This window comes from Pseudonocardia sp. NPDC046786 (genome assembly GCF_040645415.1).
Classification (GTDB): domain Bacteria; phylum Actinomycetota; class Actinomycetes; order Mycobacteriales; family Pseudonocardiaceae; genus Pseudonocardia; species Pseudonocardia kongjuensis.
On the sequence record NZ_JBEYYF010000009.1, the window covers coordinates 22,922 to 39,938 of the forward strand.

At 74.7% G+C, this 17,017-nt stretch carries 14 protein-coding genes; 5 read left to right on the plus strand and 9 right to left on the minus strand.

Annotated elements, in window-relative coordinates:
• Positions 1 to 170 precede the first annotated feature (170 nt).
• Complete coding sequence (locus tag ABZ881_RS13470) at positions 171 to 1,115, plus strand: MerR family transcriptional regulator (protein WP_358484437.1); 945 nt, start codon at positions 171 to 173, stop codon at positions 1,113 to 1,115.
• Here ABZ881_RS13470 and ABZ881_RS13475 read toward each other — a convergent pair.
• The 3 genes from ABZ881_RS13475 to ABZ881_RS13485 form a co-directional block, all read right to left on the minus strand.
• A complete protein-coding gene (locus ABZ881_RS13475) occupies positions 1,097 to 4,132 on the minus strand; it encodes a bifunctional [glutamine synthetase] adenylyltransferase/[glutamine synthetase]-adenylyl-L-tyrosine phosphorylase (RefSeq protein WP_358484438.1) in 3,036 nt (1,011 codons plus the stop codon). The genes ABZ881_RS13470 and ABZ881_RS13475 overlap by 19 nt on opposite strands.
• Positions 4,133 to 4,375: 243 nt before the next feature.
• Positions 4,376 to 5,200 (minus strand): alpha/beta fold hydrolase, encoded by an 825-nt coding sequence (locus ABZ881_RS13480; RefSeq protein WP_358484441.1) that lies wholly within the window; start codon positions 5,198 to 5,200, stop codon positions 4,376 to 4,378.
• A gap of 30 nt (positions 5,201 to 5,230) precedes the next feature.
• The gene (locus ABZ881_RS13485; RefSeq protein WP_358484443.1) at positions 5,231 to 5,662 is read right to left on the minus strand and encodes a Rid family hydrolase; all 432 of its coding nucleotides are present in this window, start codon (positions 5,660 to 5,662) and stop codon (positions 5,231 to 5,233) included.
• A gap of 43 nt (positions 5,663 to 5,705) precedes the next feature.
• Between ABZ881_RS13485 and ABZ881_RS13490 the strand changes: the two genes are divergently transcribed.
• Positions 5,706 to 6,182, plus strand: a complete 477-nt coding sequence (locus ABZ881_RS13490) for a MarR family transcriptional regulator (RefSeq protein ID WP_358484445.1) — start codon at positions 5,706 to 5,708, stop codon at positions 6,180 to 6,182.
• A gap of 168 nt (positions 6,183 to 6,350) precedes the next feature.
• Here ABZ881_RS13490 and glnA read toward each other — a convergent pair whose 3' ends face one another.
• Together glnA and ABZ881_RS13500 are read right to left on the minus strand one after the other, a co-directional pair.
• Complete coding sequence (gene glnA / locus ABZ881_RS13495; protein WP_344028706.1) at positions 6,351 to 7,694, minus strand: type I glutamate--ammonia ligase; 1,344 nt, start codon at positions 7,692 to 7,694, stop codon at positions 6,351 to 6,353.
• A 93-nt stretch (positions 7,695 to 7,787) separates the two neighbouring features.
• Positions 7,788 to 9,431: an alpha/beta hydrolase gene (locus ABZ881_RS13500; protein ID WP_358484447.1), complete on the minus strand. Its 1,644-nt coding sequence runs from the start codon at positions 9,429 to 9,431 to the stop codon at positions 7,788 to 7,790.
• A 170-nt stretch (positions 9,432 to 9,601) separates the two neighbouring features.
• On the opposite strand from ABZ881_RS13500, the gene panB reads away from it, so the two are divergent.
• Complete coding sequence (panB, locus tag ABZ881_RS13505) at positions 9,602 to 10,471, plus strand: 3-methyl-2-oxobutanoate hydroxymethyltransferase (protein WP_358484449.1); 870 nt, start codon at positions 9,602 to 9,604, stop codon at positions 10,469 to 10,471.
• A 51-nt stretch (positions 10,472 to 10,522) separates the two neighbouring features.
• Here panB and ABZ881_RS13510 read toward each other — a convergent pair whose 3' ends face one another.
• The gene (locus tag ABZ881_RS13510) at positions 10,523 to 11,695 is read right to left on the minus strand and encodes a glutamate-cysteine ligase family protein (protein WP_358484450.1); all 1,173 of its coding nucleotides are present in this window, start codon (positions 11,693 to 11,695) and stop codon (positions 10,523 to 10,525) included.
• A gap of 196 nt (positions 11,696 to 11,891) precedes the next feature.
• Between ABZ881_RS13510 and ABZ881_RS13515 the strand changes: the two genes are divergently transcribed.
• Positions 11,892 to 12,059 carry a hypothetical protein gene (locus ABZ881_RS13515; RefSeq protein WP_344028697.1) on the plus strand — a complete coding sequence of 56 codons (168 nt, stop codon included), beginning with the start codon at positions 11,892 to 11,894 and terminating at the stop codon, positions 12,057 to 12,059.
• Positions 12,060 to 12,064: 5 nt separating this feature from the next.
• A complete protein-coding gene (locus ABZ881_RS13520; protein WP_358484453.1) occupies positions 12,065 to 12,841 on the plus strand; it encodes a hypothetical protein in 777 nt (258 codons plus the stop codon).
• Between the two features lie 36 nt (positions 12,842 to 12,877).
• Here ABZ881_RS13520 and ABZ881_RS13525 read toward each other — a convergent pair whose 3' ends face one another.
• The 3 genes from ABZ881_RS13525 to ABZ881_RS13535 all read right to left on the minus strand — a co-directional run bounded on the left by ABZ881_RS13525 (position 12,878) and on the right by ABZ881_RS13535 (position 16,978).
• Positions 12,878 to 13,657 carry a maleylpyruvate isomerase family mycothiol-dependent enzyme gene (locus ABZ881_RS13525; protein WP_358484455.1) on the minus strand — a complete coding sequence of 260 codons (780 nt, stop codon included), beginning with the start codon at positions 13,655 to 13,657 and terminating at the stop codon, positions 12,878 to 12,880.
• Positions 13,654 to 14,493: a fumarylacetoacetate hydrolase family protein gene (locus ABZ881_RS13530; RefSeq protein WP_358484457.1), complete on the minus strand. Its 840-nt coding sequence runs from the start codon at positions 14,491 to 14,493 to the stop codon at positions 13,654 to 13,656. Before ABZ881_RS13530 ends, ABZ881_RS13525 begins: the two co-directional genes overlap by 4 nt.
• Positions 14,494 to 14,602: 109 nt before the next feature.
• Complete coding sequence (locus ABZ881_RS13535) at positions 14,603 to 16,978, minus strand: xanthine dehydrogenase family protein molybdopterin-binding subunit (protein ID WP_358484459.1); 2,376 nt, start codon at positions 16,976 to 16,978, stop codon at positions 14,603 to 14,605.
• Positions 16,979 to 17,017 lie beyond the last annotated feature (39 nt).

Genomic DNA, 17,017 nt, shown 5'->3' on the forward strand with positions numbered 1-17,017 from the left:
GCCGACACGGCGGCGGTCAGGTCGCGCGTCCCCGGCGTCACGACCGGCAGGAACCCGTCGGCGCGCCGCGCGATCCGGCGCAGGGCGGGCGGCCGCCGCACCGAACTGCGGCAGACCGAATCCGATTCGCACTTGACCTCCGGTCGCTGGAACCCGCGACGCTGTCCCCCGTGACCGCATCGCACACCGGAGATCATCCCGCGCTGACGATCGGCCGGCTGGCCGAGCGGACCGGGGTGCCGGTACGCACGATCCGCTTCTGGTCTGACGAGGGACTGGTGCCCGCCGACCGCAGCGCGTCGGGCCACCGGGTGTACGACGCGGCCTCGGTGGCCCGCCTCGACCTGGTCCGGACCCTGCGCGAGCTGGGCCTGGGCCTCGACGACGTGCGCGCCGTGCTGTCCCGCCGGCGGGGGGTCGGCGAGGTGGCGCAGGCGCACGTACGGGCCCTGGAGAGCCGGATCCGCGAGCTCAAGGCACAGCGCGCGGTGTGCGTGCTGCTCGCGCGGACCGGCACCGACGACACCGAACCCGATGAGAGGACCGTGACCCTGATGAACGATCTCGCCCGGCTGTCCGCCGCCCAGCGGCAGAACCTGATCGACGAGTTCGTGACCGAGACCTTCGCCGGCACCGACCCGGACGCCCCGGGTGCCGGCATCGCCGAAGGGATGCGGACGCTGCCGTCCGAGCTGCCCGACGACCCGACGCCCGAGCAGGTCGGTGCCTGGGTGGAGCTGGCGGAGCTGGTCGCCGATCCCGGCTTCCGGGCGCGCTGCCGGGAGATGGCCGTCACCGGGTCGGACGGCGCCGCGCAGCACCCGCAGCCGGACCCGGCGGCGGTGATCGAGCACGCCGGCCCGGCCGAGGCCGCCGGCGTCGACCCGGCGTCCGCCGAGGGAGCCGCCGTGCTCGCACGGATCCCTGGCGTCGACGGGCTCGATCGCGCCGCGCGGCTCCGGACGGCGGAGACCATCGAGCTGTTCTCCGACCGGCGCGTCGAGCGCTACTGGGCGCTGCTCGGCACGCTCAACGGCTGGCCCGGCCGGGCCCCGACCGTCCCGGCGTTCGAGTGGCTGGCCCGGGCGCTGCGTGCTCAGGACTCCCAGCCGTAGAACACCCGCTCGACGACGGCGCGGGCCCGCCGGGTGGTGCGCCGGTAGTCGTCGAGGAACACCCCCGGATCGCCGCCCGCCGGGTAGCCGAGCGCGGCGGCGACGGCGGCCAGCTCCCGCCCCGAGCGCGGGAGCTGGTCGCCCGGCTTGCCCTTCACCAGCATGATGGCGTTGCGGGCGCCGGTCGCGGTCCGCCAGCCCTCCTCGAGCTCGCGGGCGTCGTCGTCGTCGATCAGGCCGGCCTCGGCGGCCTCCCGCAGCCCCTCCAGGGTCGAGGTGGTCCGCAGCTCCGGCAGGTCGCCCGCGTGCTGCAGCTGCAGCAGCTGCACCGTCCACTCGACGTCGGCGAGCCCGCCCAGGCCGAGCTTGGTGTGCGTGGACCGGTCCGCGCCGCGGGGCAGCCGCTCGGCATCCACCCTGGCCTTGATCCGGCGGATCTCGGCGACCGAGGAGTCCGCGATCCCGTCGACCGGGTAGCGGATCGGGTCGATCATGGCGGTGAACTCCCGGCCCAGCGTACGGTCGCCGGCGATCGGCCGGGCCCGCAGCAGCGCCTGCGCCTCCCACACCTCGGCCCAGCGGGCGTAGTACTCGCGGTAGGACGCCAGCGTGCGCACCATCGGGCCGGACCGGCCCTCCGGGCGGAGGTCGGCGTCCACCGGCAGCTCCGGGTCCGGGCTCGGCGAGCCCAGCAGCCTGCGCACCTTCTCCACCACCCGGGTGGCCCACCGGACGGCGTCGTGGTCGCTGACGCCCTCCGCCGGGGCGCACACGAACATCACGTCGGCGTCGCTGCCGTAGCTCGACTCGCCGCCGCCGAGCCGGCCCATCCCGATCACCGACAGCAGCGCCGACCGCTCCTCCTCCGCCCGCAGCACGGCGTCCAGTGTGGATGCGATCACCGCCTCGTTCACCGAGTTCAGCGCCGCGCACACCTCGTCCACCTCGACCAGGCCGAGCAGGTCGGCGCAGGCGATGCGGAGCATCTCGTGCCGCCGGTAGGAGCGCGCCGACGCGACCGCGGCCTCCGGGGTGCTCTGCCGGGCGACCGTCGTGCGCAGCGCCACCGACACCTCGGCCGGGTCCCGGGTGAGCTCCGGGCTCTGCACGCCGGAGGACGTGGCGAGCATCCGCAGTACCTCGGGCGCCCGCTGCAGCAGGTCCGGGACCAGCGCGGACGTCCCGAGCAGCGTCATCAGCCGCTGGGCGACGGCGCCCTCGTCGCGCAGCAGCCGCAGGTACCACGGGGTCGCCGCGAGCGCCTCGGACACCCGGCGGTAGGCGAGCAGCCCGCGGTCCGGGTCCGGGCTGTGGGACAGCTCGTCGAGCAGCACCGGCAGCAGCGCGCGCTGGATCGACGCGGCCCGCGACACCCCGCCGGTGAGCGCGCGCAGGTGCCCGAGCGCGCCCTCCGGCGACGCCCAGCCGAGCGCCTTCAACCGGGCCTTCGCCGCGTCCGGCGACAGCACGGCGTCCGCCTCCTCCCCCGCCAGCCGGGAGACCGCGGAGAGCAGCGGCCGGTAGAACAGCTTCTCGTGCAGCCGGCTGACCCGCCGCGCGTTGCGCTGCCACTCGGTGACCAGCACCCCGACGACGTCGCGCCGGCCGTCCGCCCGGATCCGCGCCGAGCGGGCCAGCCAGCGCAGCGCGTCGGTGTCGTCGGCGGCGGGCAGCAGGTGGGTGCGGCGCAGCTTCTGCAGCTGCAGCCGGTGCTCCAGCAACCGCAGGAAGCGGTAGGACGCGGCCAGGTTCGCCCCGTCGTCGCGACCCACGTAGCCGCCCGCGGACAGCGCCGCGAGCGCGACGAGCGTGTTGCCCGAGTGCAGGGTGTCGTCGCTGCGGCCGTGCACCAGCTGCAGCAGCTGGACCGCGAACTCGACGTCCCGCAGCCCGCCGCGACCCAGCTTCAGCTCGCGTTCGCGCTGGTGGGACGGGATGTTCTCGACGACGCGGGTGCGCATCGCCTGCACCTCGGCGACGAAGTCGTCGCGGCTCGACACCTGCCACACCATCGGCGCGAGCGCGTCGACGTAGGCCTTCCCCAGATCGGGGTCGCCGGCGATCGGGCGGGCCTTGAGCAGCGCCTGGAACTCCCAGGTCTTCGCCCAGCGCCGGTAGTAGGTGACGTGCCCGTCCAGGGTCCGGACGAGCGCGCCCTGGCGGCCCTCCGGCCGGAGGTTCGCGTCGACCTCGAAGCAGGCCTCGCCGGCCACCCGCATCACCCGGGCGGCCAGCTTCGTCGCCGGCTGGGTCAGCTCGCCGCCGGGCTCGGTGACGAACACGACGTCGACGTCGGAGACGTAGTTCAGCTCCCGGCCGCCGCACTTGCCGAGCCCGATGATCGCCAGCCGCATCTCGTCGGGCGGGTCCTGCTCGGCGGCCGCGACGGCGAGCGCCGCGGTCAGCGCGGCCTCGGCGAGATCGGCGAGCTGCGCGGCGACGTCGTCGACCTCCATCACCGGCAGTGCCGGGTCGCCGACCGCGGCGAGATCGGCCGACGCCAACCCGAGCAGCTCGTCGCGGTAGGCGCAGCGCAGCGCGGCGACCGCGTCGGCGCCGGTGAGCGTGGCCCGGGCGCCGCCGGGGGTGCCCGGTGTCGGGGCGGCCGGATCGGCGCCGACGGCGCGCAGCAGGTTCGCGGAGCGCCGGGCCAGGTCCGGCGGCGGGTTCCCGCGGTCCGGGGTGTCGGCGAGCAGCTCCCAGCGGTCCGGATGCAGGACGAGGTGGTCGCCGAGCGCGGTGGACGAGCCGAGCGTCGCGAAGAGCCGTCCGCGCAGACCCCGGTCGGTGCGCAGGGTCCGGTCGATCGCAGGCCAGGGCGGGGTCTGCGCGAGCCGTTCGACCGCGCGCAGCGCGAGATCCGGATCGGGGCTGCGGGCCAGCGCCCACATGATCTCCTCGCAGCCGGCGACCGGTGCATCGCCGTCCCACCAGCCCAGTTCCCGCAGCATCGCGTCCGCGCCCTGGCCGGTGAGGCCGAGCCGGGCCAGCGACGTCCCCGTCCGCCGTTCCATCACGACTGCCGATCCTGCCCCATCACGCCCCGGTCACGGCACGGTCCCCGCGGCCGGGCGGCCCGGACCCGCTTGCCGGGCGACGGCCGCCCGCCGACGGCCCACCCACCCCGCGCCGGTCGGGGGGCGCCGCTCCGGGTCCGCACAGGATTCCGCACCTCGCACGGAGCAAACCCGCGCGGGCAGGGCGGGCGCGTCCGGACGGGCGGCGCGGCCGTGGGCGCGCGGGCGATCGGGGGCGGGTGGTCAGGGCGTGGCGACCGGATCGCGGTCGGGATCCGCCAGGGCGTCGAACAGGGCGTCGAGGGTTCCGGCCGACGGCAGGTGACCGGGCTCGACCTGCTCCAGCAATCGGCCGCCGGGGACCAGCGCGATGGTGTCCTCCACCGCGTCGAACGGGACCTGGTCATCGCCGCGGGAGTGCCACGCGGTGATCGGGCGGAGCACGTCGGCCGGGGTGAACCCCCACCGACGGACCTGCAGCCGGGCCTCCCTGGCCGGACCCGCGTACCCGGTCGCCAGGTTCGCGGCCAGCGCCCGCTGCATCGGCAGGTGCCCGGCGAACGCGGCGACGAAGCGGTCGTGCTCACCCGCGAAGTACGACCCGACCTGTTCGGGGTCACCGGTGCCGAAGAACTCCCAGGCCCGCAGGGACGCGTCGGGATAGTGGCCGCGGACGGCGTCGTCGTACACGTAGGGCAGACCGGACAGCAGCCACCCGGCCCGCACCCGCTCCGGGCGGAGCGCGGCGAGGGCGTAGGTGTAGGGCGCGCCCGCCGAGATGCCGACGACGTCCACCGGGGCGCCGAGCAGCTCCAGCAGCGGGTCGACGATCCTCGCCCAGTCGGCCACCGACCGCATCTGCGCGGGTGCCGACCCGCCGTATCCCGGTCGCTCGACCGCGACCAGCCGGATGCCGGTCCGATCCGCCCGGTCGGCCCAGCCCTCACCCAGTTCGGCCGACCCGAACAATCCGTGCTGCAGCAGGACCGGGGGCCCGTCGGCCCGCCCGTACTCGGCGTATCCGAGGGGCAGCCCGTGCCCGCCGGTCAGTGTCCGTCGCTCTCCCACGGCCACATCGTAGGCAAGGCATGCCTTATTTCACGAGCCGATGACGGCCGTCACGCGGATCTCCACCCGCATCGCGGCCAGTCCGAGCGCGGTCACCCCGGTCTGGGTCCACACCGGTGCCCGGCCGCCCAGGCGCGCCCTGAACTCGCGGGTCATCACGTCGTTGTGGTCGGCGCCGATGGCGTCCGCGCCCGGCGTGAGCTTGTGGTACGAGTTCACGTGCACCACGTCCGCCCAGCTCGCGCCCGCCGCGGCCAGCGTGCGGCCGACGTTGTCGAACGCCCCCACGATCTCCCGCTCCAGGTCCTCCGGGATCGCGAGCCCGTCGTCCCAGCCGCCCTGGCCGGAGATCTCGACCCGGTCGCCGATCCGCACCGCCTGGCTGTACCCGAGCTGCTCGCGCAGCACCTCGCCGTACCCGGGGGTGGCGTGGAACGACACGGCCGAATTCACTTCACTCATGAACTCAAGCTACAACTCATGACTTCACATGTAAAGTGATTGCATGGAGACCGGAGACACCGGCAACGACCTGCGCTGGCTCGACCCGGACGAGAAGGAGGTCTGGACCGGGCTGCTGTCCCTGCTCCTGCTGCTGCCCGGCCGGCTCGAGTCGCCGTTGCAGCAGTCGCACGGGCTCACCCTGTTCGAGTACCTCGTGCTCAGCCACATGTCCGAGGCGCCGCAGCGGCGGCTGCGCATGAGCGAGCTCGCTTTCCTCGCGAACGGGTCGCTGTCGCGGCTGTCGAACGTGGTGAAGCGGCTCGAGCGGCGCGAGTGGGTCGAGCGGTCGCCCGACCCCGACGACGGCCGCTACACGATCGCCGCACTCACCGGGGCAGGGCTCGCCGTGCTGCAGGACGCGGCCCCGACCCACCTGCGGTCGGTCCGCGAGCTGGCCCTGGACCGCCTGGACGCCGACGACCGGGCGGCGCTCGCCCGGATCGCCGGCCGGCTGCGGGTACGCCCCAGGGAGTTCTGACGCCCCCGGCTCCCGCTGCCCGTCCGGGTGGAGCGCGAAGCTGCTCTCACCGACCGCCGTCGCGCAGTGGGTGGCCCAGCACGTTCGACACCCGCTCGTACTGTCCCTCGCCGCCCCTGGTGATCCCCTGCGGGAGCGGGCCCGGCACGATCCCGGTGTCGGATCCCGCTACAGCACCGGGAGGTACGTGGCCAGCTCGTGCGGCGTCACGTTCCGGCGGTAGGCGTCCCACTCGGCGCGCTTGTTGCGCAGGAAGAAGTCGAACACGTGCTCGCCGAGGTACTCGGCGACCAGCTCGGAGCGCTCCATGACGTCCAGCGCCTCGGTCAGGTTCTGCGGCAGCAGCTCGTAGCCCAGCGCCTTGCGCTCGGTGTCGGTGAGCGCCCAGACGTCGTCCTCGGTGGCCGGCGGCAGCTCGTAGCCCTTCTGGATGCCGGTCAGCCCGGCGCCCAGGATGACCGCGTAGGCCAGGTACGGGTTGCACGCCGAGTCCAGCGTGCGGACCTCGATCCGGCGCGACGACGACTTGCCCGGCGAGTACATCGGCACCCGGACCAGCGCGGAGCGGTTCGCGTGCCCCCAGGAGACCGCGGTCGGCGCCTCGCCGCCGGTGATCAGCCGCTTGTAGGAGTTGACCCACTGGTTGGTGACGGCGGTGATCTCCCGGGCGTGCTTGAGCACGCCCGCGACGAACGCCTTGCCGGTCGCGGACAGCTCGTACGGGTCGTCCGGGTCGTGGAAGGCGTTGTGGTCGCCCTCGAACAGCGAGAAGTGGGTGTGCATCGCCGAGCCGGGGTGCTCGGAGAACGGCTTGGGCATGAACGACGCCCGCACCCCCTGGGTCAGCGCGACCTCCTTCACGACGTAGCGGAACGTCATGAGGTTGTCGGCCATGGTCAGCGCGTCGGCGTAGCGCAGGTCGATCTCCTGCTGGCCGGGCCCGCCCTCGTGGTGGCTGAACTCGACGGAGATGCCCATCGACTCCAGCGTCTCGATGGTGTTGCGCCGGAAGTGCGGCGCGACGTCGTGGCTGGCCTGGTCGAAGTAGCCGCCGGAGTCGGCGGGGACCGGGCGGGTGCCGTCGTCGGGCAGGTCGCGCAGCAGGTAGAACTCGATCTCCGGGTGCACGTAGCAGGTGAACCCGGCCTCGCCGGCCTTGTTCAACGCGCGGGTCAGCACGTGCCGCGGGTCCGCCCAGGACGGCGAGCCGTCCGGCATCGCGATGTCGCAGAACATCCGCGCCGAGTAGTGCTCGCCGGAGGCGGTCTCCCAGGGCAGCACCTGGAACGTCGACGGATCCGGCTTCGCGACCATGTCCGACTCGTAGACCCGGGCGAAGCCCTCGATCGCGGAACCGTCGAAACCGATCCCCTCGGCGAAGGCCCCCTCCAGCTCGGCCGGGGCGATGGCCACCGACTTGAGGTAGCCGAGCACGTCCGTGAACCACAGACGGACGAATCGGATGTCGCGCTCCTCGAGCGTGCGGAGAACGAACTCCTGCTGGCGGTCCATGCGGCGGAGCCTAGGAAGTCCGTGTTACGCGGAAGTTACCGGGGTGTGCGGGTGCCCCGAGCGGGGCGCCCACCACCCGGCCGGGTCCCGGCGTCACGACGGCATCAGGGTGCACTCGGCGCCCTCCTCCGGCACGGTCAGGTTCACCAGGTAGTCGATCGCGAGCCGGTCCACGCACGGGTCTCCCTGCAGGGACGCGGTGTGCTGCTCGCCGTTGACCGAGATCAGGCTGCCGCCGAGCTGGTCGGCCAGATCGACGCCGGCCTGGTACGGCGTGGCCGGGTCACCGGTGACCGACACCACGACGACCGGCGGGAGCCCGTCGACCAGTGGCGTGTGCGGCTCGCTGGTCGGCGGCGCCGGCCAGAACGCGCAGGCGTCCCGCGCGCCGACCGGCCCGCGCCCGGTGGACCGGAACGGCGCCGCCTCGTCGGCCTGGGTGGCGAGCTCGAGCGCCTCGGCGGGCTCGGTCAGCGCCGGCTGGTTCACGCAGGTGATCGCCTGGAACGCCTGCAGCATGTTGGAGTACTCGCCCTGCGCGTCGCGCCGGTGGTAGAGGTCGGCGAGCTGCATGAGGAAGTCGCCGTTGCCGTTCGCCACCTGGGAGATGCCCTGCTGCAGGGCGGGCCACAGCTGGGAGACGTAGAGCGCCTGGCTGACCCCGGTCTGCGCGTCGTTGAAGCTCAGCATCCGGCCGTCGCCCGCCGGGACCGGTTCGTCGATCAGCGGCTGCATGATCGCCTGGAACGCGGCCGTGGCCTGTGCCGGGTCGGTGCCGAGCGGGCAGTTCTCCCGGGTGGTGCAGTCCTTGGCGAAGTTGTCGAAGGCGAGCTGGAACCCGGCGTTCTGCTTGACCGTGGACTCGATCGTGGTCTGCGTCGGGTCGACCGCGCCGTCGAGCAGCAGCGCCCGCACGTTCTGCGGGAACGCCTCGGCGTACGCGGTGCCCAGCTCGGTGCCGTAGGAGAACCCGGCATAGGTCAGCTGCTCGTCGCCGACCACGGCGCGCAGGATGTCCATGTCCTTCGCGACGTCCCGGGTGCCGACGTTGGCCAGCACGTCGGCGCCGGTGCGCTCGGTGCACCGCTCGGCGAACTGCCTGCTGTGCGCCTCGGCGGCGGCGACGCCCTCCGGCGAGGGATCGGCGAAGACCTTCGCCCGGTCCTCGTCGTTCTCCTGGTCGGTCAGGCACTCGATGAGCGGCACACTGGCGCCGGTGCCGCGCGGGTCGAACCCGATCAGGTCGAACCGGTCGCCCAGGCCGTTCGCCGCCCAGCTCGACGCCTGGCCCGCCATGAACGAGGTGCCCGACGCGCCTGGCCCGCCCGGGTCGGTGAACAGCGAGCCGATCCGATCGCCGGTGGCCTTCTTGCGCAGCAGCGCGATCTGCATCGTCTCGCCGCCGGGCTCCGCGTAGTCCTGCGGGACGGTGACCCGGGTGCAGTCGAGCTCCGGATCGGCGTAGGCCGGCTGGTCCTCGGTGGTGGGCGCGTAGTCGGCACACGGGCCCCAGGTCAGCTGCTGGCCGTAGAACTGCTCCAGCCCCGGCTCGGCGGGGGCCTGCGCCTCGTCGGTGCTGGTCCCGGCGTCCGAACAGGCACCGACCAGCACCAGGACCGCCGCCCCGAGGGCCCCGATGCCGGCCGCCCGCCCGCGGCGCCGCACCGGCAGGGCCCCGGGACGACGCGATGGTGACGCGGGTCCGCCGACCCGGGGACGCAGCATTCGGGGGAGCATGTCCGGAGCATGCCATCGACCCCCGACGGTTCCGGACGCGGCACCGGCCGGTGAGCGTTCCCACACCGCCGCCCACCGCGGCGTCCCCGCTGCCACCCTGGAACCGCCATCGACGGCGAACCCGGGGACCCGTGACCAGCGCGGGCCTCGAGGACGGAAGGAGCTCACCGATGAGCGCACAGGACCTGAGCACACAGGACCACGGCGAGGTCACCGCGCCCTACCGGGCCCCCTCGGCGCCGCCGAGGCGGACCCGCGTGCACCACCTGCTGCAGTGGAAGCAGGAGGGCAGGCGCTGGCCGATGCTCACCGCCTACGACGTCTACACCGCGCAGATCTTCGACGACGCCGGCATCCCGGTGCTGCTCGTCGGCGACTCGGCGGGCAACAACGTGTTCGGCCACGACAACACCATCCCGGTCACGGTGGACGAGCTGCTCCCGCTGACCCGGGCCGTGGTCCGCGGGGCGCGCAGCGCGCTGGTGGTGGCGGACCTGCCGTTCGGCAGCTACCAGGTCTCCCCCGCCCAGGCCCAGGAGACCGCGTTCCGGTTCATGAAGGAGGCCGGTGCGCACGCGGTCAAGCTGGAGGGCGGCGCCCGGTTCGCACCGCAGGTCGAGGCGCTGACCGCGTCCGGCGTCCCGGTGATGGCGCACCTGGGCTTCACCCCGCAGAGCGAGCACGCGCTGGGCGGGTTCCGGATCCAGGGCCGCGGCGACGGCGCGGACCGGCTCGTCGAGGACGCACTGGCGCTGCAGGAGGCCGGTGCGTTCGCCGTCGTGCTGGAGATGGTGCCCGCCGACGTCGCGAAGCGGGTCACCGCGGAGCTGCGGATCCCGACCGTCGGGATCGGCGCCGGCCCGGAGTGCGACGCCCAGGTGCTCGTCTGGTCGGACATGGCCGGGATGAACCGCGGGAAGGTACCGCGGTTCGTGCGCCGCTACGCCGATGTCGGCGGGGTGCTGCACGACGCGGCCGCCGCGTTCGCCGCCGAGGTGCGCGACGGCGAGTACCCGGCCGAGGAGCACAGCTACCACTGACCAGCACTGACCAGCACTGACGCCGCAGGCCCGGTCCCGGCTCCGCCGGGGTTACCGGGGACGCGGCGCGGCGGCAGGGATCCCCGGGACCCCCGGGATGCCGGGGATCCCGCCGCCGGCGCGGTGCCGGGCGAGCATCCGCACGGCCGGGTTCTCCCGGCGCTCCAGCAGCGCCCGCAGCAGCGCCAGCCGCTCGCCGTGGCCGGGCTCGCCGCGCAGCGCGGCCGCCGCGGCGTCGAGCACCGCCTGCGAGCCGCTGCGGACCGCCGGGTCCGACCAGCCGCGCAGCGCGGCCCGGCGGTGCGCGGCCGCGTCCGGGGTGCGCCGGCGGCCGGTCAGGGTGTCGTCGCGCAGCACCCCGGTGAGCAGGCTGAGCAGTGCGCCGGGCAGCCCGCCCCGGCCGCCCTCGGCCGGCTCCTCCCCCGGCACCGCGGCGATCGCGTCGAACGCCTTGAACTCGATCCGGCCGATCTCGCCCGGGATGCCGGCGTGCCGGGTCAGGCTCGGGTCGGTCGGTGGGAGCGCCGCGCCCGGATCCAGGTAGGCCAGCGCGGCCGGGCGCGGCCCGGTCCGCCGGGACGTCCGTGCCGACTCGCCTCCCCACGGCCGCCCCTCCCGGAAAGGCGACGAGAACGACCACGGCACCAGGTAGGGGCTGTAGTAGGTGAGCTTGGCGGCGGCGTCGGCCAGCACCGCCGGATCGGTCCCGGCCTCCGGGAACGACAGGTTCAGGTCCGGCCCCCAGGTGACCATGTGCAGGTGGGCGGTCCGCTCCTCGGGCGAGGACGCCATCAGCTCGCGCTCGTGCGCGTTGGCCGGCGGGTCCAGGTGGTAGGCCGAACGGCCGGGATGGAAGCCCAGCGCGACCGGGCGCAGCCCGTGCCGGCCGGCGACCTCGGCGAGCAGCCGTGCGTCGGCGCACAGCGCGGACTCGGCGGCGTCCACCGAGTCGTGCACGACGGTACGGATCTCGATGCCCTTCGGATCGAACCGCCACAGCCCGCCGTGCTCGTCGAGCCGCTCGTAGCCCTCGGCGTACCACCGCTTGCGCCGGATCCCGGCGTCCCCGATCCGCAGGTCGGCCTGGCCGTCCGGGAGATCGGGCAGCTCGTCGACGACGGCGGCGACCTCGGCGTGGGTCAGCGTCGTGAAGTCGGCGAGCGAGCCGTCCGCCCGGAGCAGGGCGAGCTCGTGCTCGATGCCGTATCGCGCCGGTCCCTGCACCGATCACCCCCGGTTCGCCGCTCATGAGCCCTGAGTGAGCGCTGGACGAGCCTACCGGCGCCGGTGGTCCGTCCGGATGTGATCCGAACCGGACGTGCTCACCCGTTCCGCCCTGGACAACATCGCGCCGAGCGGTCAGCCTGGTGACGGCGGCCACACCAGGTCCGCCCGGGAACCCCGGACCACGGGAGGCGTCATGAGGCTGGGCCGCAAGATCTCCGAGGGATTCGCCGTGGACCACGAGGCCGACCGGGTCGCCGCGGCACAGGAGGGCCCCCGGCCCACCGCCACCGACCCCGAGTTCGCGGACTGGGCACCGGCCGATCACGAGCACCCGGCGCGCTCGGGGTCCCGCGAGGACTGATCGACGTGCGCGCTCCGTTCCGTCGACTGCCGCGGGAACACCCGACCGGCCCGCTGGACGGGCACAAGCTGGCCTTCCCGATGCTGTCCGCGGACGGCACGATGGCCGGCTTCAGCGGCGTCACCCTCGGCCGGGCGCACGTCTACCGCACCGTCGACGACGCGGTGTGCGCGCACGGCTGCCGGCACGCCTGCCCGTCCCGCTGGTGCGACTGCGGCTTCTACTGCTTCCACTCCGACTCCGACGCCCGGGAGCTGGCCTGCGCGCCGGAGCACCAGGGCTCGGTGCTGCTGGAGGTCGCGGTGTCCGGCCGGTTCCGCCGCTACGAGCTGGGCCTGCGCTACTCCCGGCAGCGGGTCCGGTCGGTCCGGATGCGGCCCTGCCGGTGCGGGATGCCGGTGTCCGCGCTCGCCGACACCGGCGCCGGGCAGCGGGGCTGGCGCCGGCTCGAACCGGTCTGTGCCCGTTGCGCGGGCGCCCGGCCGGTGCTGACCCCGGACCGCTTCGCCCGGCTGGCCGGGATCGAGCTGCTGCCCGACGACGTCCCGGCCGGCCCGCTCACCCCGATCGGCGCCCGCGCCGCCGGCGCCGATCCGGATCGGCTGCTCGACGACTCGGCGTTCGGCGGGCGGGACGAGATCGAGGGCGACGCGGTCGCGACGGCCGGGGCGGTCGCGGTGCTCACCGCGGAGATGGCGCTGCTGCAGGCCCGGCTCGACGAGATGGCCCGCCAGCTCGGCCGGGCCACCGCACGGCTCGACGAGCTGGAGGGGCGGAACTGAGCCGGACCGGGTCGGGTCGGGTCGGAATCGGGGTCGTCAGAGCCAGGACGGCAGCGGCCCCGGCAGGTTGCCCGCGGCGTCCCGCAGACCCTTGCCGAACGGCCTGCCGAGCAGCCAGGCGATCAGGTCCGGTGCGCGGCCGCGCACCGTCCCCAGGTCCGCCGGGGCCGAGCCGTCGGTCCCGGCCGGGCCGGGCCCGAACTCCAGCACCTGCCCGGTGCGCGACTCCTCCAGCCGGACGTGCGGGCAGCCGGGCCTGCGCTCCAGGTGCACGACGACGTCGGCGACCAGCACCCGTCGCATCGGGATCGGCAGGTCCTTGAACGACGCCCCGACGTCGAGATCGACGGCGTGGATCCAGACCTCCCTGGCGCGCAGCCACGGCACCGCGGTGACCGGGATCCCGGCGCCCTGCGCGGTCCGGACCCGGGCCGACCAGGCCCGGGCCGGCATCGCCCGGACGGCGTCGGCCAGCCGGTCGGAGGAGGCGACGACGTCGGCCCGGATCTCGTCGGCGGAGCGCGCGGCACCGGCCTCGATGTCTGCGTCGCGGGCCGCCACGCTGCGGTAGGCCGGCGTCTCGATCCCGGTCCGGGCCCAGGTCAGCAGGTTGCGCATCGCGTCGGCGTTGCGGGCGACGTGGGTGAGCACGTGCGCCCGCGTCCAGCCGGCGAGCAGCGACGGCGCGGTGAGCGCGTCACCGCCCATCCGGGTCATCAGGCCCCGCAGGTGGGCCTGGCCGTCACCGGCCCAGGCCAGCGAGTCGGCCAGCGGCGGCGGGACGGTGGGTCGCGCGGCGGGAGGGTCCCCACTCACCGCACGGACCGGCAGACGTTGCGGCACTCGCCGACCCCGTCCACCGCCGTGACGATCTCGCAGCCGTCGGTCAGGTAGCGCGGCGGCGTGCGGGCGTCGCCGACACCGCCCGGGGTCCCGGTGGCGATGACGTCGCCGGGGTTCAGGGTGAGGATCGTGGAGAGGTACACGACCAGGTCGACGACGCCGAACACCAGCTGGTCGGTGGTCGAGTCCTGCATGGTCTCGCCGGCCAGCTCGGACCGGATGCGCAGCGCGCCGCCGTCCGCCGGGTCGGCGGGCAGCTCGTCCGGGGTGACCAGCTCAGGGCCCAGCGGGGTGGAGTGCTCCCAGGTCTTGCCCTGCAGGAACTGCTTGGTGCGCCGCTGGTAGTCGCGCATGCTGACGTCGTTGAGCACGGTGTAGCCGGCGATCGCGGCCCGGGCGGCCTCGGCGTCGGCGTGCCGGACCGACCGTCCGATGACAACGGTCAGCTCGGCCTCGTAGTCGACCCGGTCGGACTCGGCGGGCAGCTCGATCTCGTCCCGGGCGCCGATCAGCGCGGGCGCGAACTTGCCGAAGATCGTCGGGTACTCGGGCAGCTCGTTGCCCATCTCCAGCACGTGGTCGCGGTAGTTCAGCCCGACACAGATGATCTTCTCGGGGCTCGGGACGAGCGGCGCGTGATCCAGGTTCGCGGCGTCGTGCACCGGGCCGTCGGCGCCGGTGGCGTGCTCGAACCAGTCCGGGCGCTCCAGCAGCGCACGGACGTCGGCCTCCCCGGTCTCGACGGCGGTGTCGCCGTCGAGACGCACCGCCCGGTGCCCGGTCGCGGTCCGGATCGTCGCCAGCCTCATCGTGTGCGCGTCCCTCCAGTGAGTCCGTCGGCGGTATCGCCTGGGTCCGGCTGAGAGTCTGCGGCACCGGCTCCGGCGGCCCCACCCCAGGGTGGGGTCGCCGTCCGGCTCAGATGGCGCCGGCCTCGTCGTCGGCGGCCTCGCCACCGCGCACCGGGAGCCCGTCGAACACCGCGGGCGGCTCCCGCCAGGCGTCCTGCGGGGCGCCCGGCCGGGCGGCCGTGACGGCCCGCCACACGCGCTCCGGGGTGCACGGCAGGTCGACGTGCCGCACGCCGAGATCGGCCAGCGCGTCCACCACCGCGTTCTGCACGGCCGGCGTCGACCCGATCGTCGCGGACTCGCCGATCCCCTTGGCTCCCAGCGAGTTCAGCGGGGTCGGCGTCTCGGTGGTGGCCACCTCGAAGGAGAGCATGTCGGCCGCGGTCGGGATCGTGTAGGCGGCCAGGCTGGAGGTCAGCGGCTGGCCCTCGTCGTCGAACAGCACCTGCTCGTGCAGCGCCTGCGCGATGCCCTGGGCCAGGCCGCCGTGCTGCTGGCCCTCGACGAGCAGCGGATTGAGGATCCGCCCGCAGTCGTCGACGGCGACGTGCCGCAGCGGGGTGACCCGCCCGGTGTCGGTGTCGACCTCGACCACCGACACGTGCGCGCCGAACGGGAACGTCGCCCCGTCCTGCTGGGAGTCCAGCCCGACGTGCAGCTCCTCCCCGGCCTGCGCGGCCTGCCGGTGCACCTCGCTCCAGCCGACGGTCGGGCCGCCGGGCACGCCGGTGACGCCGAACCGGCCGTCGTCGGTGATCAGCACGTCGTCGGCGGAGGCCTCCAGCAGCGCCGCGGCGAGCTTGCGGGCCCGGTCGTACAGCTCGTGCGCGGCCTCGGCGACCGCGGTGCCGCCCAGCTGCAGCGAACGCGATCCGCCGGTCCCGGCGCCGCGCGGGACGAGCGAGGTGTCCGACTGCACGTACCGGATGTTCTCCAGCGAGATGCCGAGCCGGTCGGCGACCAGCATCGAGAACGACGTCGCGTGCCCCTGGCCGTGCGCCGAGGTGCCTGCCGACACGGTGGCCGTCCCGTCCTCGTGCACGGTCACCGAGCCGTACTCGCCGCCCCCGCCGCCGGCGGTCACCTCGACATAGGCGGCGACCCCGATGCCGAGCCGGACCGGGTCCCCGGCCGCCCGTCTGCGGGCCTGCTCGGCGCGCAGCTCGTCGTACCCGGCGATCCGCAGCGCCTCGCGCAGCGGCAGGTCGTAGTCGCCGACGTCGTAGGTCGCGCCGGTCGGCGTGGTGTGCGGGAACGCGGCCGGATCGAGCAGGTTGCGCCGGCGCAGCTCCACCGGGTCGATCCCCAGCTCGGCGGCTGCGACGTCGACCAGCCGCTCCAGGTGCGCGGCCGCCTCGGGGCGGCCGGCGCCGCGGAACGCGCCCATCGGGGTGGTGTTGGTCAGCGCGGCGACCGCGTCGTAGCGCAGCGCCGGGATGTCGTAGACGCCGGTCGCCATCAGGTAGGTGGTGCGCAGCGGCAGCGCGCCGCCGAATCCGGCGTACGCGCCGGCGTCGCCGATCACCCGGGCGCGCAGTCCGGTCATCCGGCCGTCCCGGGTGAGGCCCAGCTCGTAGTACCCGACCTGGCCGCGCCCGTGCGGCATCGAGACCAGGTTCTCCGAGCGGGTCTCCACCCAGGTCAGCGGGCGGCCCAGGGCGCGGGCGGCGACGACGGTGGCGGTGTGCTCGGCGAGCACGCCGGCCTTCGCGCCGAACCCGCCGCCGATGTGCGGCGCGATCACCCGGACGTCGCCGGGCTCCAGCCCGAGCAGGCCGGCGATCTGCGCGCGGAAGCCGTGCGGCATCTGGGTGGAGACGTGCACGGTGAGCGCGAACTCGTCGCCGGGGCCACCGGGTTCGACGGCGATCGCGTTGCCCTCCAGCGGCACGGCCGCCACCCGCTGGTTCTCCATCCGGGCCCGGACGACGATCTCGGCGCCGTCCAGCGGGTCCGGCCCGGGACCGCGCTCGCCGCCCGCGAGGTTGCTGCCCAGCTCCGGGAACTGCAGCTCGGCGCCGTCGGCCAGGGCGGCCTCCGGGTCGGTGACGGCGGGCAGCGGGTCGTAGTCGACCTCGACGAGCTCGGCGGCGTCCACCGCGGCCGCGCGGCTCTCGGCGACGACCAGCGCGACCGCCTCGCCGACGAACCGGACCCGGTCGGTCGCCAGCGGCGGGCGCGGGGTCCGCGGGTTCAGCACCATCAGGCCGTGGTGGGCGGGCAGGTCGAGATCGGCGGCGGTGTACACGGCGAGCACCCCGGGCGCCGCCGCGGCGGCGGCCGTCTCGATGCCGGTGACCAGCGCGTGCGCCAGCGGCGACCGAACGAAGGCGACGTGCGCCAGCGACTCGCGGCGCAGGTTGCCCACGTAGGTGCTGCGACCGGTGATCAGGTCGGCGTCCTCGACGCGACGGACCGATGTTCCGAGGATCGAACCAGGCATGTGACCCACGCTACCGGACAACCGGAGGGCCGTCCGGTT